Annotated in this window: 21 protein-coding genes and 1 riboswitch; of the genes, 9 read left to right on the top strand and 12 right to left on the bottom strand. The window is 48.9% G+C overall.

Annotated elements, in window-relative coordinates; genetic code table 11:
* Positions 1-2: 2 nt before the first annotated feature.
* The 6 genes from yidD to T411_RS0111755 form a co-directional block, all read right to left on the bottom strand.
* The gene (gene yidD, locus T411_RS01000000119375; RefSeq protein ID WP_001886301.1) at positions 3-260 is read right to left on the bottom strand and encodes a membrane protein insertion efficiency factor YidD; all 258 of its coding nucleotides are present in this window, start codon (positions 258-260) and stop codon (positions 3-5) included.
* Positions 227-550, bottom strand: a complete 324-nt coding sequence (gene rnpA / locus T411_RS0111775; protein ID WP_000957257.1) for a ribonuclease P protein component — start codon at positions 548-550, stop codon at positions 227-229. Before rnpA ends, yidD begins: the two co-directional genes overlap by 34 nt.
* Positions 551-595: 45 nt before the next feature.
* On the bottom strand, positions 596-733 hold the full coding sequence (gene rpmH, locus T411_RS0111770) for a 50S ribosomal protein L34 (protein ID WP_000044781.1): 138 nt from the start codon (positions 731-733) through the stop codon (positions 596-598).
* A gap of 241 nt (positions 734-974) precedes the next feature.
* Complete coding sequence (locus T411_RS0111765; RefSeq protein WP_000593852.1) at positions 975-1712, bottom strand: amino acid ABC transporter ATP-binding protein; 738 nt, start codon at positions 1710-1712, stop codon at positions 975-977.
* Positions 1709-2380 carry an amino acid ABC transporter permease gene (locus T411_RS0111760; protein ID WP_000505205.1) on the bottom strand — a complete coding sequence of 224 codons (672 nt, stop codon included), beginning with the start codon at positions 2378-2380 and terminating at the stop codon, positions 1709-1711. The genes T411_RS0111765 and T411_RS0111760 overlap by 4 nt, the downstream gene beginning before the upstream one ends.
* Positions 2381-2457: 77 nt before the next feature.
* On the bottom strand, positions 2458-3204 hold the full coding sequence (locus T411_RS0111755; protein ID WP_000683500.1) for an amino acid ABC transporter substrate-binding protein: 747 nt from the start codon (positions 3202-3204) through the stop codon (positions 2458-2460).
* Between the two features lie 311 nt (positions 3205-3515).
* On the opposite strand from T411_RS0111755, the gene dnaA reads away from it, so the two are divergent.
* The 6 genes from dnaA (at position 3516) to T411_RS0111720 (ending at position 11310) form a co-directional block, all read left to right on the top strand.
* A complete protein-coding gene (gene dnaA, locus T411_RS0111750) occupies positions 3516-4919 on the top strand; it encodes a chromosomal replication initiator protein DnaA (protein WP_000099214.1) in 1404 nt (467 codons plus the stop codon).
* 57 nt (positions 4920-4976) lie between these two features.
* Positions 4977-6077, top strand: a complete 1101-nt coding sequence (gene dnaN, locus T411_RS0111745) for a DNA polymerase III subunit beta (protein WP_000673176.1) — start codon at positions 4977-4979, stop codon at positions 6075-6077.
* 17 nt (positions 6078-6094) lie between these two features.
* On the top strand, positions 6095-7186 hold the full coding sequence (gene recF / locus T411_RS0111740) for a DNA replication/repair protein RecF (protein ID WP_001884355.1): 1092 nt from the start codon (positions 6095-6097) through the stop codon (positions 7184-7186).
* A gap of 20 nt (positions 7187-7206) precedes the next feature.
* A complete protein-coding gene (gene gyrB / locus T411_RS0111735) occupies positions 7207-9624 on the top strand; it encodes a DNA topoisomerase (ATP-hydrolyzing) subunit B (protein ID WP_000070020.1) in 2418 nt (805 codons plus the stop codon).
* A gap of 424 nt (positions 9625-10048) precedes the next feature.
* On the top strand, positions 10049-10471 hold the full coding sequence (locus tag T411_RS0111730; RefSeq protein ID WP_000934723.1) for a hypothetical protein: 423 nt from the start codon (positions 10049-10051) through the stop codon (positions 10469-10471).
* Between the two features lie 401 nt (positions 10472-10872).
* Positions 10873-11310: an Hsp20 family protein gene (locus tag T411_RS0111720; protein WP_001261062.1), complete on the top strand. Its 438-nt coding sequence runs from the start codon at positions 10873-10875 to the stop codon at positions 11308-11310.
* Positions 11311-11397: 87 nt separating this feature from the next.
* Here the strand turns inward: T411_RS0111720 and T411_RS0111715 are convergent, their stop codons facing one another.
* The 3 genes from T411_RS0111715 to glyQ all read right to left on the bottom strand — a co-directional run bounded on the left by T411_RS0111715 (position 11398) and on the right by glyQ (position 15971).
* On the bottom strand, positions 11398-12654 hold the full coding sequence (locus tag T411_RS0111715; RefSeq protein WP_001200164.1) for a valine--pyruvate transaminase: 1257 nt from the start codon (positions 12652-12654) through the stop codon (positions 11398-11400).
* A gap of 318 nt (positions 12655-12972) precedes the next feature.
* Positions 12973-15039 carry a glycine--tRNA ligase subunit beta gene (gene glyS / locus T411_RS0111710; protein WP_001040221.1) on the bottom strand — a complete coding sequence of 689 codons (2067 nt, stop codon included), beginning with the start codon at positions 15037-15039 and terminating at the stop codon, positions 12973-12975.
* A gap of 14 nt (positions 15040-15053) precedes the next feature.
* Positions 15054-15971, bottom strand: a complete 918-nt coding sequence (gene glyQ, locus T411_RS0111705; RefSeq protein ID WP_001174901.1) for a glycine--tRNA ligase subunit alpha — start codon at positions 15969-15971, stop codon at positions 15054-15056.
* A gap of 213 nt (positions 15972-16184) precedes the next feature.
* Positions 16185-16295: riboswitch (yybP-ykoY riboswitch) on the top strand.
* Positions 16296-16386: 91 nt separating this feature from the next.
* Here glyQ and T411_RS0111700 point away from each other — a divergent pair.
* Together T411_RS0111700 and T411_RS0111695 are read left to right on the top strand one after the other, a co-directional pair.
* Positions 16387-16941 (top strand): TMEM165/GDT1 family protein, encoded by a 555-nt coding sequence (locus tag T411_RS0111700; protein WP_000114374.1) that lies wholly within the window; start codon positions 16387-16389, stop codon positions 16939-16941.
* 105 nt (positions 16942-17046) lie between these two features.
* Positions 17047-17304 (top strand): hypothetical protein, encoded by a 258-nt coding sequence (locus tag T411_RS0111695; protein WP_000958000.1) that lies wholly within the window; start codon positions 17047-17049, stop codon positions 17302-17304.
* A gap of 86 nt (positions 17305-17390) precedes the next feature.
* Here the strand turns inward: T411_RS0111695 and tusA are convergent, their stop codons facing one another.
* Entirely contained in the window at positions 17391-17639 is a 249-nt protein-coding gene (tusA, locus tag T411_RS0111690; RefSeq protein ID WP_000143763.1) for a sulfurtransferase TusA, read from the bottom strand.
* A 135-nt stretch (positions 17640-17774) separates the two neighbouring features.
* Here tusA and T411_RS0111685 point away from each other — a divergent pair, with 135 nt between their 5' ends.
* Positions 17775-17960, top strand: a complete 186-nt coding sequence (locus tag T411_RS0111685; RefSeq protein WP_000958278.1) for a hypothetical protein — start codon at positions 17775-17777, stop codon at positions 17958-17960.
* A 171-nt stretch (positions 17961-18131) separates the two neighbouring features.
* Here T411_RS0111685 and acuI read toward each other — a convergent pair whose 3' ends face one another.
* Together acuI and ilvA are read right to left on the bottom strand one after the other, a co-directional pair.
* Complete coding sequence (gene acuI, locus T411_RS0111680) at positions 18132-19112, bottom strand: acrylyl-CoA reductase (NADPH) (protein ID WP_000481249.1); 981 nt, start codon at positions 19110-19112, stop codon at positions 18132-18134.
* Between the two features lie 247 nt (positions 19113-19359).
* Entirely contained in the window at positions 19360-20892 is a 1533-nt protein-coding gene (gene ilvA, locus T411_RS0111675) for a threonine ammonia-lyase, biosynthetic (RefSeq protein ID WP_000524712.1), read from the bottom strand.
* Between the last annotated feature and the right edge of the window lies 1 nt (position 20893).

Genomic DNA, 20893 nt, shown 5'->3' with positions numbered 1-20893 from the left:
CGTTATTTATCTCTGTCTTGTTTTTGGACTGGTGGAACGGGGTCAAAGCCCCCTTCGTTCAAAGGGTGGCATTTTAATAGACGTTTGGTGGATAACCAACATCCTTTTATAAAACCGTGAGCTCGCAGCGCTTCTATCGCATACGTGGAACAAGTAGGAGTGAATCGGCAGCGTGGGCCGATAAGTGGACTAATAAACCACTGGTAAAGTTTTACAATACCAATGGCTAACCACGAGAAGGGCGAGAGAGGCGTTGCCATAGTTTGCCAAGCAAGTTAAACAGTTCTTCATTGCTCAAATCTTGCGCGCTCTTTTTGGCGATGACAACAAAATCTTTGTTAGCCAGTTGATTTTGATGTAAGCGAAAGCTTTCTCTGCAAATACGTTTGAATCGATTACGGCCGACGGCAGTTTTGATCTGCTTTTTAGGAACCGCGAGTCCCAAACGAGGATGAGAAAGGTTATTAGCGCGAGCGATGATTGTGAGATGAGGAGAACCAGCACTGTGAGCTTGCTGGAAGACTTTTTGATAATGTTCGGGAGTTAACAAACGTAACTCCCGATTGAATGCGTACGTACTCAAAATAATTCGAGATTATTTTGACAGGCGCTTACGGCCTTTTGCACGACGTGCATTCAGAACTTTACGACCGTTCGCAGTCGCCATGCGAGCACGGAAACCGTGAGTACGCTTGCGCTTCAGAACTGAAGGTTGAAAAGTGCGTTTAGACATGATGTTACCTTTACTGATCAGTAGTTTTAGGTTCTTGGTTAACCCGGCGTGGGCATTAAGGTCTTCACTGAAGACGCCGACGCCTCTCAACAAAGAGGCGGAATTGTAATCACTGTCACAAAAGGTGTCAATGATTGGGTTTTCCCCAGTCTGAACTCACTCAATGAGCTGGCTCATTCTGGTTGCCGCTTTATTTCCGGTCGGCCGATTATACGGACAAACCGCAAAATCTCAAGGATCCTTAACGGATCCCGACTTGATTGAGGAATTTTCTTAAGCGCGGATCCTGTGGATGGTCAAAGATATCCTGTGGAGAACCTTGCTCGACAATCTTTCCTTCGGCCATAAAGATTACCCGATCGGCGACTTCTTTGGCAAACTGCATCTCATGAGTGACCACCAACATGGTTTGATGTTGAGTCGCCAATTTTTTCATAAGAGCCAGCACTTCACCCACCCATTCAGGATCGAGGGCGGAGGTCGGTTCATCGAACAGCAGCAGTTCAGGTTGCAGCGCCATCGCGCGGCCAATCCCAACCCGTTGCTGCTGGCCGCCAGAGAGTGCTGCGGGATAGCTATCACCTTTATCGCCAAGGCCGATATCATCGAGAATTTGCTGTGCTCGTTGGTGCGCTTGAGCTTTTTTCCAGCCGCGTACCGTGATCAAGGCTTCTGCAATGTTTTGTCGCGCGGTTAAATGAGCGAATAGCGCATAGTTTTGAAACACAAAACCGGTTTTACGGCGCAGTGCCAGCACATCAGCTTTGGTATGTTTTTGGGTATCGACGGTGAGTTCATCAATACGAATACTGCCCTGATCGGCTTGCTCAAGAAAGTTCACGCAGCGCAGTAGAGTGGATTTACCTGTGCCACTGGAGCCGATGATGACCACGATCTCTCCGCGTTGGATTTCAAGATCAATGCCTTTTAGTACTTCACTGGTACCAAACCTTTTGTGGATATTCTGCAATTTAATCATCGTGCGTACGCCTTATTGAGTTTCTGCTCTGCCCAAGATTGCAGGCGAGTGAGCACCAAAACCACCACCCAATAGATGAGGGCTACCGCCAAGAAGGCTTCGAAAAAACGGAAACTGGATGAAGCTTCCATCTGCGCTTTAGCCATGATCTCAGCCACGCCAAGGGTAAAGGCGAGGGAGGTTGATTTGATCATATCAATGAAATAGTTCATCAATGAAGGCAGAGCAACGCGTGTGGCTTGTGGCAAAATGATCCGGCGCATCGCCTGAGAAGTGGTCATTCCGACGGATAAGCTGGCTTCCATTTGGCTGCGATCAATACCGATGATCGCGGCGCGAATGCTTTCCGCCATGTAAGCGGCAAAATGTAGCGTTAAACCGATCACCGCAGCGCTGAATGCATCAAGCCCAACCAACAGGGGGAAGACTTGCGGTAAACCGTAGTAGAGCAAAAATAACTGTACAAGCAGCGGCGTTCCGCGGAAAAAACTGATGTAGAGCTGGCTAAGGGGATCCAACACTGGCACTTTGAATACCCGAATATTGGCTAGAAACAGCGCCAAAATCAGCGCGAAAACTAGCCCCCAGCTGGCCATTTCCAGAGTCGTACCCAGATATTTGAGCAAGATTGGCAGCAGCTCAAGCATGTAGTGAAAGTCAAAACCCATCTGCTTTCCTTCCTAAAATAATCAAAGGTGGGAAAGTCCCACCTTTATAGAATAGAGTCTAGCTTGGTGAAGCAGAATTATTGCGAGATATCGGTACCGAACCATTTGAGCGCGATTTGGCTTAATGTACCGTCAGCACGCATGGCGGCGAGCGCTTTATTGACTTCACCTTGCAGTTGCTGACCTTTTTCGTTATTCACAAATGGCCACGCGTTTTCGATAGTTTCAAACGGTGAACCCGCGAGTTGCAGTGGTAAACCGGTCTTTTCGATCAGCTCAAGCGCAGACAGACGATCCATCACAAACGCATCGGCACGGCCTAAAGCCACATCGTGTTCAATGCCGGTATCGTAGGTTTTGATGTTGATTTTGCCGTCTTTATCATGGTTGCGCAGGAGCTGTTCAAAGTTAGAACCTAAATTAACCGCAACGGTTTTGCCCGCTAAATCGTCAATGCCTTTAATCGCTTCATTGCCTTTACGCACCGTAATTTGTGCACCATCAATCACATACGGATCGGAGAATAGATATTTAGCCTTACGTGCATCTGTGATAGTGATTTGGTTAGAAATGGTGTCGATGCGCCCAGTTTCGAGCAGGCCAAGCAAACCGGAGAAGTTCGCAGTAACAAACTCGACCTTATAATCATTACGTTTACCAATTTCATTCCACACATCCACTTCAAAGCCTTGCAGCTCGTCTTGTTTCACGAAGGTGAAGGGGAAATAACGGCCCGACATGCCGACTTTCACCTCGGTAGCTGCCTGAACGGTGGCAGAAGAAAGGGCTAGGGCAGCCAGAGCGATGTTAAACCAGTGTTTCATTGTGTGACTCCTGTATAATTTATGTTTATATCCTACTGGCAATTAAATCATTAAAAGAAATAACCAGTAGTTATTAACAATAACTGATCAAAATCAAAAACATGGGGATAACTACTAAAGATCTTGAGATATGTGGATCTTTATGTGGGTAGCACGGGCAAAATGTGTGAGGATCTTAGTTATCGGTCGAAAAATAATGTGAATAACTTAGATCTTATTCACTGGATCGACGATCCAGCGCTGGCGATCTGAGTTATCAACAGGTAGAATTGTTCCTCTTTACCGATCGTTGATTTTTGAGTGAGGGAATCGTGTCATCTTCGCTATGGTTGCAATGTTTGCAACGGCTTCAGGAAGAGCTACCTGCCGCAGAATTCAGTATGTGGGTGCGTCCGCTTCAAGCGGAGCTCAATGACAATACTCTCACTTTATTCGCCCCGAACCGCTTTGTGTTGGATTGGGTACGCGATAAGTACCTCAATAACATCAATCGTCTGCTGATGGAATTCAGTGGCAATGATGTGCCTAATTTGCGCTTTGAAGTGGGGAGCCGCCCTGTGGTGGCGCCAAAACCCGCGCCTGTACGTACGGCTGCGGATGTCGCGGCGGAATCGTCGGCGCCTGCGCAATTGGCGCAGCGTAAACCTATCCATAAAACCTGGGATGATGACAGTGCTGCGGCTGATATTACTCACCGCTCAAATGTGAACCCGAAACACAAGTTCAACAACTTCGTGGAAGGTAAATCTAACCAGTTAGGTCTGGCCGCGGCTCGCCAAGTCTCTGATAACCCAGGTGCGGCGTATAACCCCCTCTTTTTGTATGGCGGCACCGGTTTGGGTAAAACGCACTTGCTGCATGCGGTGGGTAACGCGATTGTTGATAACAACCCGAACGCTAAAGTGGTGTACATGCACTCTGAGCGTTTCGTGCAAGACATGGTAAAAGCCCTGCAGAACAACGCGATTGAAGAATTCAAACGCTACTATCGCAGTGTAGATGCCTTGTTGATCGACGATATTCAATTCTTTGCCAACAAAGAGCGTTCGCAGGAAGAGTTCTTCCACACCTTTAACGCACTGCTGGAAGGCAACCAACAAATTATTTTGACTTCTGACCGCTATCCAAAAGAGATCAGTGGTGTAGAAGATCGTCTCAAATCGCGTTTTGGCTGGGGCTTAACGGTGGCGATCGAGCCGCCGGAGTTGGAAACCCGCGTCGCGATCTTGATGAAAAAAGCGGAAGATCACCAGATTCATCTGCCGGATGAAGTGGCTTTCTTTATTGCGAAACGCCTGCGCTCTAACGTGCGTGAGTTGGAAGGCGCACTGAACCGCGTGATTGCCAACGCCAACTTTACCGGTCGCCCAATCACGATTGATTTCGTGCGTGAAGCACTGCGTGACTTATTAGCGCTGCAAGAAAAGCTGGTCACGATTGATAATATTCAGAAGACCGTTGCCGAATACTACAAAATTAAAGTGGCGGATCTGCTCTCAAAACGCCGTTCGCGCTCAGTCGCTCGTCCTCGTCAATTGGCGATGGCACTGGCTAAAGAGCTGACCAACCACAGCTTGCCAGAGATTGGCGATGCGTTTGGCGGCCGTGACCACACGACTGTGTTACACGCTTGCCGTAAAATCGAGCAGTTGCGCGAAGAGAGTCACGATATCAAAGAAGATTATTCGAACCTGATTCGTACGCTTTCCTCTTAATTTGCGCTATGGTTAGCGCACTTGCGTATTTCGCTTTCACCCGTTTAAGAGAAGACTATGAAATTTACCATTGAACGTAGCCACTTGATTAAACCATTGCAGCAGGTGTCTGGCACTTTAGGTGGTCGCGCCAGCTTGCCGATCTTGGGTAATTTGTTGCTCAAGGTGGAAGAGAATCAACTGTCGATGACCGCCACCGATTTGGAAGTGGAACTGATCAGCCGTGTGACGTTAGAAGGTGAATTTGAAGCAGGCAGTATTACCGTTCCTGCGCGTAAGTTTTTAGATATTTGCCGTGGTTTGCCCGATAGTGCGGTGATCACTGTGCTGCTTGAAGGCGATCGCATTCAAGTGCGTTCTGGTCGTAGCCGTTTCTCACTCGCCACCTTACCTGCCAGTGATTTTCCGAACATTGAAGATTGGCAAAGTGAAGTGCAAGTTTCGCTCACTCAAGCGGAACTGCGTGGCCTGATTGAGAAAACGCAGTTTTCTATGGCCAACCAAGATGTACGCTACTACTTAAACGGCATGCTGTTTGAAATTGATGGCACCACCTTGCGTTCTGTGGCGACTGATGGTCACCGTATGGCGGTGGCGCAAGCTCAGCTCGGTGCGGATTTTGCGCAAAAGCAGATCATTGTGCCGCGTAAAGGGGTGCTTGAGCTGGTGAAATTGCTTGATGCGCCAGAGCAACCTGTGGTGCTGCAAATCGGCCACTCTAACTTGCGTGCAGAAGTGAATCACTTTGTGTTTACTTCGAAGCTGGTTGATGGTCGTTTCCCTGATTATCGCCGTGTATTGCCGCAACATACCAGCAAAACACTACAAACGGGCTGCGAAGAGTTACGCCAAGCATTTTCGCGTGCCGCGATTCTATCGAATGAAAAATTCCGTGGTGTACGGGTTAATTTGGCTGACAACGGAATGCGCATTACCGCCAATAACCCAGAGCAAGAAGAAGCGGAAGAGCTACTGGATGTGAGCTTTGAAGGCGAGCCGATTGAGATTGGCTTTAACGTCAGCTATATCTTGGATGTGCTTAACACCCTGCGCTGCGACAATGTGCGCGTTTCGATGTCGGATGCCAACGCCAGTGCCTTGGTGGAGAATGTCGATGATGACAGTGCCATGTACGTGGTCATGCCAATTCGTCTGTAAGGTATAACCGAGTTACCATGCCGCTTTCCCGGTTAATGATCCAACAGTTTCGTAATATTAAAGCCTGTGATATTCGCCTATCAGCAGGCTTTAACTTTCTTATCGGGCCGAATGGCAGCGGTAAAACCAGCGTGCTTGAAGCGATTTATCTGCTCGGCCATGGCCGTTCATTTAAAAGCTCGCTGACCGGACGGATCATTCAAAATGAGTGCTCAGAACTGTTTGTGCATGGCCGGATTTGTGAGCATTCTTTGAGCTCTGATCAATTTGAGCTACCCGTTGGCATTAATAAGCAGCGTGACGGCTCAACTGAGGTTAAAATAGGCGGCCAAACAGGGCAAAAATTGGCGCAATTAGCGCAGATTTTGCCACTGCAATTGATTCATCCGGAAGGCTTTGAACTGCTGACCGATGGACCGAAACAGCGTCGGGCTTTTATCGATTGGGGCGTGTTTCATACTGAGCCCGCTTTTTTCGATGCATGGGGGCGGTTTAAGCGGCTCAGCAAGCAGCGTAATGCACTGCTAAAAAGCGCGCAAAGCTATCGTGAACTCAGTTATTGGGATCAAGAATTAGCCCGTTTGGCTGAGCAGATTGACCAGTGGCGTGAAAGTTACGTCAATCAATTGAAAAATGTGGCAGAGCAGTTATGTCGCACATTTTTGCCAGAATTCGATATCGACTTAAAGTATTATCGAGGTTGGGAAAAAGATCAGCCTTATCAATCGATTCTGGAAAAAAACTTCGAACGGGATCAGCAGTTGGGCTATACCTTTAGCGGGCCTAACAAAGCGGATTTGCGGATTAAAGTGAACGCAACCCCGGTGGAAGATGTGTTGTCGCGGGGACAACTGAAGTTGATGGTGTGTGCGTTGCGCGTGGCGCAAGGGCAGCACCTGACCGAGTTGACGGGAAAGCAATGCATTTATCTTATCGATGATTTTGCTTCCGAATTGGATAGCCTACGTCGCCAACGTTTGGCAGATAGCCTAAAAGGGACGGGGGCGCAGGTTTTTGTAAGTTCTATTACCGAAAGCCAAGTGGCGGACATGTTAGATGAGTCCAGTAAAACATTTCACGTTGCCCACGGTGTAATAGAGCAAGGATAAACAGAGTGAGAGAGTAACTCATGTCGAACAATTACGATTCATCGAGTATTAAGGTACTGAAGGGTCTGGATGCGGTACGCAAGCGTCCGGGTATGTACATCGGCGACACTGATGATGGCACCGGTCTGCACCACATGGTTTTTGAGGTGGTGGATAACTCAATTGATGAAGCGTTGGCAGGTTACTGTAAAGACATCGTGGTCACCATCCACGAAGACAACTCAGTGTCAGTCAGCGATGACGGTCGTGGTATCCCGACCGAAATGCATCCTGAAGAGAAAGTGTCTGCGGCAGAAGTCATCATGACTGTACTGCACGCCGGCGGTAAATTTGACGACAACTCCTATAAAGTCTCCGGTGGTCTGCACGGGGTAGGTGTGTCGGTGGTTAACGCGCTTTCTGAAAAAGTGCTGCTTACCATTTATCGTGGTGGCAAGATCCATTCGCAAACTTACCATCATGGTGTGCCACAAGCACCGTTGGCTGTGGTAGGTGAGACAGAGCGTACCGGTACTACCGTACGTTTCTGGCCTAGTGCACAGACTTTTACCAATATCGAATTCCATTACGACATTTTGGCTAAACGCCTGCGTGAGCTGTCATTCCTGAACTCTGGCGTGTCGATCAAGCTGACCGATGAACGTGAAGAAGATAAAAAAGACCACTTCATGTATGAAGGGGGTATTCAAGCGTTTGTGACCCACTTGAACCGTAACAAAACGCCAATCCATGAGAAAGTCTTCCACTTTAACCAAGAGCGTGAAGATGGCATCAGCGTGGAAGTGGCAATGCAGTGGAACGATGGTTTCCAAGAAAACATCTACTGCTTTACTAACAACATCCCACAGCGTGATGGTGGTACCCACTTAGCCGGTTTCCGTGGTGCGTTGACCCGTACTTTGAACAACTACATGGACAAAGAAGGCTTCTCGAAGAAAGCGCAAGCGGCAACCTCGGGTGATGATGCGCGTGAAGGCTTAACGGCAGTGGTTTCGGTGAAAGTGCCGGATCCTAAATTCTCAAGCCAAACCAAAGATAAGCTGGTTTCTTCGGAAGTAAAATCCGCGGTTGAGTCAGCCATGAATGAGAAGCTGGCGGATTTCCTAGCGGAAAACCCAAGCGAAGCGAAAAACGTTTGTTCGAAGATTATTGATGCGGCGCGTGCGCGTGAAGCGGCGCGTAAAGCCCGGGAAATGACTCGCCGTAAAGGCGCGCTGGATCTTGCTGGCTTACCCGGCAAACTGGCGGATTGTCAGGAAAAAGACCCAGCATTGTCTGAACTCTACATAGTGGAGGGTGACTCAGCGGGCGGTTCAGCCAAACAAGGCCGTAACCGTAAGAATCAAGCGATTCTGCCGCTGAAAGGTAAAATCCTCAACGTAGAAAAAGCGCGTTTTGACAAGATGTTGTCTTCACAAGAAGTCGCGACCCTCATCACTGCATTAGGCTGTGGTATCGGCCGTGATGAGTACAACCCAGATAAACTGCGTTATCACAACATCATCATCATGACCGATGCGGACGTCGACGGCTCGCACATTCGTACTCTGCTGTTGACCTTTTTCTACCGCCAAATGCCTGAGTTGATTGAGCGTGGTTACATCTACATTGCTCAGCCACCACTGTATAAAGTGAAGAAAGGCAAACAAGAGCAGTACATCAAAGATGAAGAGGCGATGAACCAGTACCAAGTGGCACTGGCGATGGATGGTGCAGAGCTGCACGTGAATGCCGATGCGCCAGCGTTAGCGGGTGAACCGCTGGAGAAGCTGGTTCAGCAATATAACGCCGCGATCAAGCTGGTTGAGCGCATGAGCCGCCGTTACCCTTACGCGATGCTGCATGAGCTGATTTACGTACCACGCATCAATGCCGAGCTGTGTGCGGATAAAGCCGCGGTTGAAGCTTGGACACAGCGTTTAGTCGAACAGTTGAATGCTAAAGAAGTGGGTGCGAGCCAATACAGCGTTCTGGTTGAACACAATGCTGAGCTGAATGTGTACTTGCCAAAAATTCAGGTGCGTACTCACGGTGTGACTCATGAATACTTACTGAGCGCGGATCTGATCAACTCGAAAGAGTACGCTAAGTTAGCCGATCTGTCGGAAGCGCTGGACGGTTTGATTGAAGCGGGAGCGTTTATCAAACGTGGTGAGCGAGTACAACCGATCAGCAGCTTTGCCGCCGCGCTGGATTGGCTGATCAAAGAGTCGCGCCGCGGTCTGTCTATCCAACGCTATAAAGGTCTGGGCGAAATGAACCCTGATCAGCTGTGGGAAACTACGATGGATCCAGAAACGCGTCGTATGATGCAAGTCACTATCGAAGATGCGGTAGGCGCGGACGAACTGTTCACGACGCTCATGGGCGATCAAGTTGAACCACGTCGTGCATTTATCGAAACCAACGCACTGAAAGTGGCCAACCTCGACGTATAAGCGTTTGGTTGATTAACAATCTGCGATAAAAAAGCAGCGCTGTGGCGCTGCTTTTTTTATCTCTGCATTTTGTCCCTTCCCTCTGTTGGATGACGGCAGCCTCAAGCAATGACAAAAGGGAGCCATAAAAATTTTGTGTCGAATATCCTAGGTTGTTGGGCTAAAGCACCAAAATCAGAGGTTAACTAAGACTTTTCTATCCTGAAAACAGCTTTATTAGACTTTCCTTTTTTCTCTAAATTTCATGAGGTTGCATTCATTTTTTTAGTGTCTATAGTGGTCTGTGAACCCTATCGTTATTCCTTATTTTTTTGACTGGAGGTCAGGATGGTCGCCTTTGTGAATTGAACCGGGAGTGTATTTCACTCCCGGGCATACTCATCGATTTGTCACTGTTGGTAATGGAATGAGCAAAGGAAGTATCATGCTGAACCGGTTATCTTTGAATATTCGGCGTTTTCTCGCCGGTTGGTGGCTACGTAGCCGCTTTTTGACCTATCAATCTCCGCTGTTGCTGCTCGAATTGTTCGAGAAGCTGGAGCATCCTCGCTCGCCCATTGAACGAGCGCCACAGCGCATTAAGCTTGGGGATACGGTGAGCCTTGTTGATGCTCATCGTCAGTTGTCGTTTCAAGTCACTCTGACCACGTCTGAAAATCAGCACGAAGTCCAGGGTGGCGTGACGTGCGATTCCCTACTTGGTGCCGCTTTACTTGGCCGTCGTCAGCATGAAGTGTTTACCTTGTCGATTTGGGGACAACCCCATTGCTTTGCCATTACTCACGTTCAGCACTCAATGCAGGGTAAGCCAACCAAGCTTTGCCATGCTTGTTATGTCAGTAATTAGGAGTTTGTCATGAGTAAACAAGAGATGAAAAAACCACAACTCAGCCTCAAAGAGAAGCGCAAGCTGAAGCAAGAAAAAGCGCAAGAGAGCTCAGTGATTAAGCCACGCAAAAGCAAAGGCCGTTAATTAAGGATAAAGTGCATTATCCAAATGACTAGCCCGACTCAATGTCGGGCTTTTTTTCAAAAAAATTTTTGGGCAAAAACTTGAAATGGTTTTGAGTGACCTTATATCTAGAATTGAAGAGGATGCCGCTAGGACCTCTGAATGAGACTAACACCCTTGCTCAATTGAGGAGTGTGTTACCTAACTGAAATCACGCCGATTCAGGTCATAAGAATGGATCGAGCGACTTAACAAGTCATTGTTAAGACTATTGCTTAATCAAAGAGGATAGGAATATGAGAACTGTAGATTTTACTCCACTGTACCGCAACGCGATTGGCTTTGACCGTCTACTGAACATGATGGAAAACAGCGCGGCGAAAAACGCCCAAGGCGGATACCCTCCATACAATATCGAGCAAAAAGAAGACAACCAATATCGCATTACCATGGCGGTAGCGGGTTTTGGCGATGAAGAGATCGATATTACTCAACAAGAGAATACTTTGATTGTGCGCGGTGAGCGTAAACCTGAAGAGAGCAAAAACTACATCTATCAGGGCATTGCCGAGCGCGATTTTGAACGTAAATTCCAATTAGCGGATTACGTGAAAGTGACTGGCGCGACTATGGAACATGGTCTGCTGCACATTGATTTAGAGCGCGAAATTCCAGAAGCGATGCAGCCACGTAAAATTGCGATTAACGGCAAGCACCTACTGGAAAACAAATAACTCTGCGCAGCGTTTTAACGCACTGAACGCGAGATAAAACGAAGCCCGCGAATTTCGCGGGCTTTTTGCATTGCTTAGTTTGGGTGTTTAGACGTTGGCTTGTTGATACGCTTTTTGTACTTCTTCGGCGATGATGGCAATGCCTTGTTCCATCGCTTGCTCGTTCTGCACATAGTTCATACGCAAGCACTCATGAGCGTGTGGCCATTCTTGCGGCTGGCCGATAAAGAAATATTCGCCCGGTACAATCAATACCCCACGCGCTTTCAAACGTTGGTAAAGCTCCATTGTGGTGATCGGCAGTTCATCAAACCACAGCCAGAGGAAGATCGCCCCTTCGGGTTTATGGATGCGAAAACGCGGATCCGTAATCGCACTTTGCAGCAGCTCTACCGCATGTTGCGCTTTTTGGCGATAAAACGGCTTGATCACCTGCTCGCTAAGTCTCAGCAGATCGCCTTTTTCTATCATGCGTTGCACCAGTGCGGGTCCCATACTGCCGGGTGCTAAGCTAATGATGCCATTCATGTTGGTCAGCGCTTGAGTTACCGCTTCATTGGCGATCACAATGCCGCAGCGCAGACCGGGCAAGCCCAGTTTGGATAGGCTCATGCACAAGATGGTGTTGTCATTCCAAAACGGTTCAATGTCTTCAAAAATGATATTCGGGAATGGCACGCCGTAAGCATTGTCGATAATTAACGGCACACCGTTATCACGTGCCAGTTGGTCGAGTTTGTGGATTTCCTCTTCGGTTAACACGTTACCGGTTGGGTTGGTGGGGCGAGACACACAGATCGCGGCCACCGATTCATCGACTTTCAGCTCAGAAAAGTCCACATGGTATTTGAACAGTCCTTGATCGAGCAGCTCAATCTCCGGACGGTAGGAGACAAAAATATCGTCATCAATGCCAGCATCACCGTAGCCAATGTATTCGGGCGCGAGGGGTAGGAGGATTTTTTTGTGTGCACCATCGGGCTGTTTACCGGCAAACAAGTTAAACAGGTAGAAAAAGCCACTCTGGCTGCCGTTGGTCAAGGTGATGTTCTTTTCGCTGATATTCCAGCCATACGTCTCACGCAGCAGTGTAGCGAGCGATTTTACAAACACATCTTTGCCCTGTGGACCATCGTAATTGGTCATGGCATTGAGCAGTGAACCATCGGCCAACATTTCGGCGCTGGTGTTATGGAAATAATCGAGCATGGCAGGGATGGCAGCAGGATTACCGCCACCAAGCATGATCGCGCCTGGAGTGCGCAGACCATCGTTCAAATCATCCATTAACTGGGTAATACCGGAGTAGCGATTAAACTTTTCGCCAAAAGAGGAATACTGCATTGCTCGACTACCTAATGATTGCTGTGTGTTTGCGAAACGATATACCGGTGGAATCTCCGCCGTTTAGAATAGTTCTTGAACATACCGCAATGTATTTGCGAGGCAAAGCAATATTTTTGTGTCCCCTTCCTACTTGAAGCTGCAGCGGTGTTGGCGGCGTTCGTTCACCCCAATCACATAGTTTATCTATGCTCATGGGGATGAACTCACTTGTCGCCTACCTGCAACTCCAAGTCGTTTGGGGAGCGCGAGCAAAAACAAAGCCCAACTCTTTTGAGTTGGGCTTAAAGTTTGTTGACGAAATTGTCGTGCTGCAGATTATTTTTGCAGCAGCGAAATGTCGGCAATTTGCAGGAACAGGTTACGCAGCTTGTTGAGTAGCGTGAGACGGTTCTTCTTCAGTGCTTCATCGTCAGCCATCACCATCACGTTGTCGAAGAAGGCATCGACAGGCGCGCGCAGGCCAGCCAGTTTGCTCAGAGCTTCTTGGTAGTTGCCGGTTGCAAACGCAGGTTCTAACGCTTCTGCCATGATTTCGACGGCTTCGGCTAAGGCTTTTTCCGCATCTTCTTGCAGCAGAGCGAGATCGATTTCTTCACCCAATTCACCATCGTACTTAGCCAGAATGTTGCCTACACGCTTGTTGGCAGCAGCCAGTGCTTCGGCTTCTTCAAGAGCGCGGAAGTGCGATACGGCTTTCACACGCTGATCAAAGTCGGCTGGTTTGGTTGGGTTACGCGCCAGTACCGCTTGGATGATGTCGATGCTAAAACCGGCATCTTGGTACCAGGTTGGGAAACGGCCAAGCATAAACTCGATCACTTCCTGCTCAACGTTGGCGTTAGTCAGGCGGTCACCAAACAGTGATTTGGCTTTGGCGATCAAATCCACCAGATCCAACTGGTAGCCGTACTCAACCAGAATACGCAGTACACCCAGTGAAGCACGACGCAGCGCAAATGGGTCACTGCCTTTCGGCGCCTGACCAATACCAAATATACCGACGATAGTATCGAGTTTGTCAGCCATCGCGACCGCAGCTGAAACACCACGGCTTGGCAGTTCATCACCCGCGAAACGTGGCATGTACTGCTCATTCAGCGCAACTGCAACTTCTTCTGCTTCGCCATCGTGACGCGCATAATGCATACCCATCACGCCTTGGGTGTCGGTAAATTCAAACACCATCGAGGTCATTAGGTCACATTTTGCCAGTAGGCCTGCACGCTTAGATTTCTCCACGTCAGCACCGATCTGCTCTGCGATGTAGCCAGCCAGTTCAGTAATGCGGTCGGTTTTGTCTTTAATCGTGCCGAGTTGCTGTTGGAAAATCGCGTTTTCGAGCAGAGGTAAGCGATCCACCAATGGGCGCTTGCGGTCAGTATTAAAGAAGAACTCTGCATCTGCCAGACGTGGACGAACTACCTTCTCGTTACCTTCCACAATGTGGCGAGGCTCTTTCGATTCGATGTTCGAAACGAAGATGAAGTTAGGCAGCAGTTTTTTGCTTGCGTCATAGACTGGGAAATATTTTTGGTCACCTTTCATGGTGTACACCAAAGCTTCTGCTGGAACTTTGAGGAATTTTTCTTCAAATTTCGCCGTCATCACCACTGGCCATTCCACCAGCGAGGTCACTTCTTCTACCAGCGCATCTTCCAGATCCGCGATACCGCCGAGCTGCTGAGCCGCTTGTTGTGAGCCTTCGATGATCATCGCTTTACGAGTCGCGTAGTCAGCGATGACTTTGCCGCGCTCTTCAAGGATCGCAGGGTACTGCTCAGCCGATTCGATGGTGAATTCCGCTTCACCCATAAAGCGGTGACCACGGAGGGTGCGTGCAGAAGCAACACCCAAGATTTCGCCTTGGATCAGTTCGCTACCAAACAGAATGGTCAGAGTTTTTACTGGACGGATAAATTGGGTTTCTTTGTCGCCCCAACGCATCGGTTTCGCAATCGGCAGGTTAGCCAGCGCTTTGGCCGCCATCTCCACAACCACAGAAGCGGTTTGTTGGCCTTGCACTTGTTCTTTGAAGAGCAGCCATTCGCCTTTGTCTGTGACGAGACGTTCTGCTTGCTCTACCGTGATGCCATTGCCACGCGCCCAGCCTTCAGCGGCTTTGGTTGGCTTGCCATCGGCATCAAACGCAACGTTGACGGCAGGACCACGTTTTTCAACGACGCGATCCGGTTGGCTTTCTGCCAAATTGGCCACTTTCAGTGCCAAACGGCGTGGCGTGGCAAACCAAGTTACGCCTTCATGGGCGATGTCAGCTGTTGCCAGTTCTGCCGCAAAATTCGCCGCAAAGGCTTCAGCCAGTGTGCGCAGTTGCTTTGGTGGCAGCTCTTCTGTGCCTAGCTCAATTAAAAATTCTTTTGCCATGTGACGTCTTCCCCTTACTTCTGTTCTGACTTCTTACACATAGGGAAGCCCAGAGCTTCACGGGATGCGTAATAAGCTTCGGCGACCGATTTGGTTAGGTTGCGAATGCGCAGAATGTAGCGCTGACGCTCAGTCACTGAGATCGCTTTGCGTGCATCGAGCAAGTTGAAGGCGTGTGCCGCTTTCAAAATACGCTCGTAGGCTGGCAGAGGCAGTGGCTTTTCAAGCTCTAGCAGGTATTTACACTCTTTTTCACACTGGTCGAAGTAAGTGAAGAGGAAATCCACATCCGCGTGTTCAAAGTTGTAAGTGGATTGTTCAACTTCGTTTTGGTGGAAGATGTCGCCGTAAGTCACTTTGCCCAGTGGGCCATCGGTCCAGACCAGATCGTAAACCGAATCCACGCCCTGAATGTACATTGCCAGACGCTCAATACCGTAAGTGATTTCGCCGGTCACAGGCTTACACTCAAGACCGCCAACTTGCTGGAAGTAAGTGAACTGAGTCACTTCCATGCCGTTTAGCCACACTTCCCAGCCAAGACCCCAAGCACCTAAGGTTGGGTTTTCCCAGTTGTCTTCCACAAAGCGGATGTCATGCACACAAGGGTCAACACCCAGTACACGCAGTGAACCTAGGTACAGCTCTTGGATGTTGTCTGGTGAGGGTTTGATGATCACCTGGAACTGGTAGTAGTGCTGCAGACGGTTTGGGTTTTCACCGTAGCGGCCGTCAGTTGGGCGGCGTGAGGGTTGAACGTACGCGGTTGCGATAGGTTCAGGGCCTAATGCTCGTAAGCAAGTCATCGGGTGAGAAGTACCTGCACCCACTTCCATGTCGAGAGGTTGCACAATAGTACAGCCTTGTTGGGCCCAATAATCCTGCAGCGCGAGGATCATACCCTGAAAGGTTTTGATGTCGTATTTTTGCATAGTCAGGTTCGCGCGATTCTTCTGTCTGAATTGATAAAAAATAACACTGAAGTATACCCAGATATTCCCTGACAAAGTAGCGGAAATCTTGCTGAATTAATCGACAATAATTTCTTTTACGCTCATTTTTCCCGACTTTTGTGCCAATTTCTCTCTGAGTCATGGAAAAGTGGGTAACGAGGGTTGCGATTCTGGATTCCGGTGGTTAGAATTCGCTCCGTCTTTGGGGAGTAGCTGGTCTCTAAGTTTTCAACTTGGTGATTCACACATCAACATATTTGGTACTCAATTACCATGGTGTGTGAGACCTGAGCCTTCAGGTTTAGCAAGACCTTAGACAAACAACGCGAACTGGGATAGGGCGTGATTGTTTGTCTACGGTTCGATAATAAATCCCTGTCCCACAGAGCATGTCATGAGCGTTTTAGCTATTTCGATTACTACTGTGGCTTTAGCCGAGATCGGGGATAAAACCCAACTGTTATCCTTGTTACTCGCCAGCCGTTACCGTAAACCCATTCCGATTATTGCCGCCATTTTTCTTGCGACGTTAGCCAATCATGCACTGGCCGCTTGGTTAGGTGTGGTGGTGGCGGATTATCTTTCTCCCGACATTTTAAAATGGGTGTTGGTGGTTAGTTTCCTTACGATGGCGGGTTGGATTCTCATCCCAGATAAATTGGATGGAGAAGAGTCTATCTCTACTCGCGGTCCTTTTGTGGCAAGTTTTATTGCCTTCTTTATGGCTGAAATTGGCGATAAAACCCAAATTGCCACCTCGATTTTAGGGGCGCAGTATGCCGATGCCCTCAGTTGGGTGATTGTTGGGACGACCTTAGGTATGTTGCTTGCGAATGTTCCAGTGGTGCTGATTGGTAAATTGTCCGCCGACAAAATGCCGCTGGGTTTGATCCGTAAAGTAACGGCAGGGTTATTCTTGCTAATGGCACTGGCTACGGCGTTTTTTTGAGTCGTAACGCGCGGATTTCGACTGTGCAGCGTGACCTATCACCCATCCTGATGTGGATTATCATGCTAGGGTATGAGCAGGGTTCAAGAGTAAGAGTACACCATTATGCTGACTCGTTACATGGGGATGACACCAAAAAGCCAGAGTTACTTATTCAGTTTTGGCTTAGTGTTAACGTTACTCGGTATGGCGTTAACCGATTTATGGATGCCGATGGTGGTGGGCGCGATTGTGATGACGGCGTTAGCGGTCGAATCTTGGATTCGCGTTGCCCATATTATTCCGCTGCACGATGAAGTGCGAACGCTGCAAAAACAACTCAATAGGTTGCAAGCAGAGCTGCGTAACCTCGAAGAAGAGTAAATCAGATTGCTATCAAAAAAGACTGCCTCGGCAGTCTTTTTTATTGTCATCCCTAAACCACCGCTTTTAGCGGTAGTGATTGTTTGTTAGGCCAACCCTTTTTTAATCAGGTACTGATAAGGCAGTTGGTCGATCTGCGCACCGAGTAATTGGTGATCCATAAAGCGGCAGAAGCTGGGAATATCACGCGTGGTGGAGGGGTCATCGGCCGTAACCAATAACACTTCGCCGTCTAGCATCGTACGAATGGTTTTCCTGACCATCATCACTGGCTCTGGGCAGCGTAATCCTTCTGCTTCTAAAGTATGCGTGGCAATGTTCGGATTGAAAGTCATGCTAAAACCTGTTGGGTGTCACAATTAAGGCGTAGATGATACTGGTGGAGAAAAATTATTCAATAATCGCTTGGCAAAAGGATCATTTTGTTATAACTTCCTTAACAAGTTAGTAACAAGTTGAGCGAGGGAATGATGTTAACCACACTCGATAGACTGACCATCTATGCCGTTTTGTGTTTTATTTCCTTGTGTGCTTTGGGCTTGGGAGAGACCACACAAGCTCAATTGATGCCAGTGTTAGGTACTGCTGCCTCCATCTTTGGTATTTGGCTAGAGATGCGTAGCGAACAAGACACCACTCAGCAACCACATCGTTAACCAACGTGACTGACTACGCTCAATTACATTCCGACACTATCCCCATTTTTCTTGGGCTTCCCCGCTGAAAGGCGGGATTTTTTTGCCTGCTATTTATAACCAGATAAGGTTCACAATGAGAAACCCGCCAACAGTGCGGGTTTCTTTCCATTCGAATCAATACGTTTTGGCTTAGAGTTTAACGACCACGCGGCCTGTCACTTGGCCATTAGTAATCGCTTCGGCGTATTCTGGCACTTGTGACAAGCTGATTTCGTGGCACGCTTGAGCGTAGTAGCTTGCAGGCAACAACTCCGCCAGCTTCTTCCATGCAGCAAGGCGTTTCTCGACAGGGCAAGAGACGGAGTCAACGCCCTGTAAACGTACATTGCGCAGGATAAATGGCATGACTGTGGTCGGCAGATCAAAACCACCTGCCAGACCACAAGCGGCAACGACCCCGTTATAGTGCATTTGTGCCAGCACTTTTGCTAACACTTTACTGCCTACGGTATCGACCGCACCAACCCAGAGCTGTTTTTCGAGCGGTCTGGAGGCTTCACTAAATTCTTGGCGATCGATAACGCGCGAGGCACCGAGTTGTTCTAAAAGAGGGCCATTCTGTGCTACGCGTCCTGTCACCGCCACGACCTTATAGCCAAGCTGAGCAAGTAAAGTGACGGCGACAGAGCCGACACCGCCACTGGCTCCGGTGACTAAGATTTCGCCATCTTCCGGTTTGATGCCACCGTCAATCAGCGCCTGTACACACAACATGGCGGTAAAGCCTGCAGTACCAATCATCATGGCTTGCTGGCTGGTTAAGCCTTGTGGCAATTTCACCAACCAATCGGCATTTAATCGCGCTTTTTGCGCCATGCCCCCCCAATGATTTTCACCCACACCCCATCCGGTCAGAACCACGGCATCACCGACTTGATAACGCGCATCGGCTGATTCCAAGACTGTGCCTGCAAAATCAATCCCCGGAACCATAGGAAATTCACGGATAATTTTGCCTTTGCCAGTAATGGCGAGGCCATCTTTGTAATTGAGTGAAGAGTAGTTGACCGCTACCGTCACATTGCCTGCGGGCAGCTGATCATCGTTAATTTGAGTGACCGTCGCGTGAGTGATTTTGTCTTGTTGAGTAAGCAGCAACGCGTTGAACATATGGGATTTCCCTCTGTTATGCCTTTTCTACCTGAATGGACAAGTAGTCGGGTATGGATGGTAAAGCCAAGCGAAAGCGAGGAGTATGCCAGCCTATCTATAGAGCGGACTGGATATAGAACAAGTTTTAGCAAGAATTGTTCAGGAATGAAATGGTTGATTTTTCAACACTTGACCTTGGCCACTTCGCTCGATGCTGATGGCTCGCCGGTAAAGAGAAAGAGCCCCACATAAGGTGGGGCGAAGATTATTTAGCTAGGAAGAAACGATACGCAGGGTTATCGGTTTCATCTTTATAGCGATAACCGAGTTCAACCAAATGCTCTGAAAAGCGCACTAGGTCTGGTGTATCCAGTTCAAAACCACACAGCACGCGGCCGTAGTCTGCGCCGTGGTTGCGGTAGTTGAACAAGCTGATGTTCCAGTGGGTGCCGAGCATGCTCAAGAATTTGAGCAGTGCGCCGGGGTATTCAGGAAACTCAAAGCTGTACAAACGCTCGGTCAGTGGTTTGGAAGGGCGACCACCAATCATGTAGCGAATGTGTAGCTTGGCCATTTCATCATCCGAGAGATCTTGCACCGGATAGCCGGATTGGCGCAGCTCGTGAATGATCGATTTCAGCTCATCTGGGCCGCCGACTAAACGCACACCGACAAAAATATTGGCCAGTTGATCATCATTGTAACGGTAGTTAAATTCGGTGACGGCGCGGTTACCAATAATTTGGCAGAAGTCGAAAAACGCCCCTTTGCGCTCTGGAATGGTCACCGCCAGTAAGCCTTCGCGTTTTTCACCCAGTTCGCAGCGCTCCGACACATAACGCAAACCGTGGAAGTTGGTGTTGGCGCCAGAAAGTACCGTACCCAACTGTTTGCCTTTGAGCTGCTGCTGTTCGGCAAATTTCTTTAGTCCCGCCAGCGCCAATGCGCCAGAAGGTTCAGCGATGGCGCGCGTATCTTCAAAAATGTCTTTCACCGCCGCGCAGATTTCATCACTGGACACCGTCACGTGGCCGTCAATGTATTGCTGGCAAAGGCGAAAGGTTTCATCGCCAATTCGTTTTACTGCCACACCATCAGCAAACATGCTGACTTGATCCAGCACCACAGGTTTACCCGCATCTAAGGCTGCTTTGAGGCAGGCTGAGTCTTCCGGTTCAACCGCGATGACTTGGATCTCCGGCATCAACTGTTTGACCAGAACCGCCACTCCCGCCGCTAAACCGCCGCCACCGACCGGCACAAAAATGTAATCCAAATGACCGTTTTGCTGCAGCATTTCCATGCCAATCGTGCCTTGACCGGCAATCACCAAAGGGTGATCGAACGGAGGTACAAAGGTGTAGCCTTGCTCTTTGGATAAACGTTCGGCTTCGGCTTTGGCTTCATCGAAATTGCTGCCATGCAGCAGTACTTCGCCGCCAAATCCGCGTACCGCTTCAACTTTAATGTCTGGCGTGGTGCGTGGCATGACGATGGTGGTTTTGATGCCAAGTTTCGTTCCTGACAGCGCCATACCTTGGGCATGATTACCTGCGGAAGCGGCAATTACGCCCGCGGCTTTTTGTGCTTCGGTTAGGTGCGACACCATGTTGTAAGCGCCGCGCAGTTTAAACGAGTGTACTGGCTGGCGATCTTCACGTTTGATCTGCACTTGGTTACCAATCCGCGCCGAAAGACGCGGCATGGTTTGCAATGGCGTGACGTTCGCTACCTCATACACCGGAGAGCGCAAGATCTGGCGCAGATACTCTGCGCCAGTTTGATTGGTTAACCCCATG

The sequence above is a fragment of the Vibrio cholerae ATCC 14035 genome (assembly GCF_000621645.1).
Lineage (GTDB): Bacteria > Pseudomonadota > Gammaproteobacteria > Enterobacterales > Vibrionaceae > Vibrio > Vibrio cholerae.
This window is presented reverse-complemented; position numbering and strand designations above follow the sequence as displayed.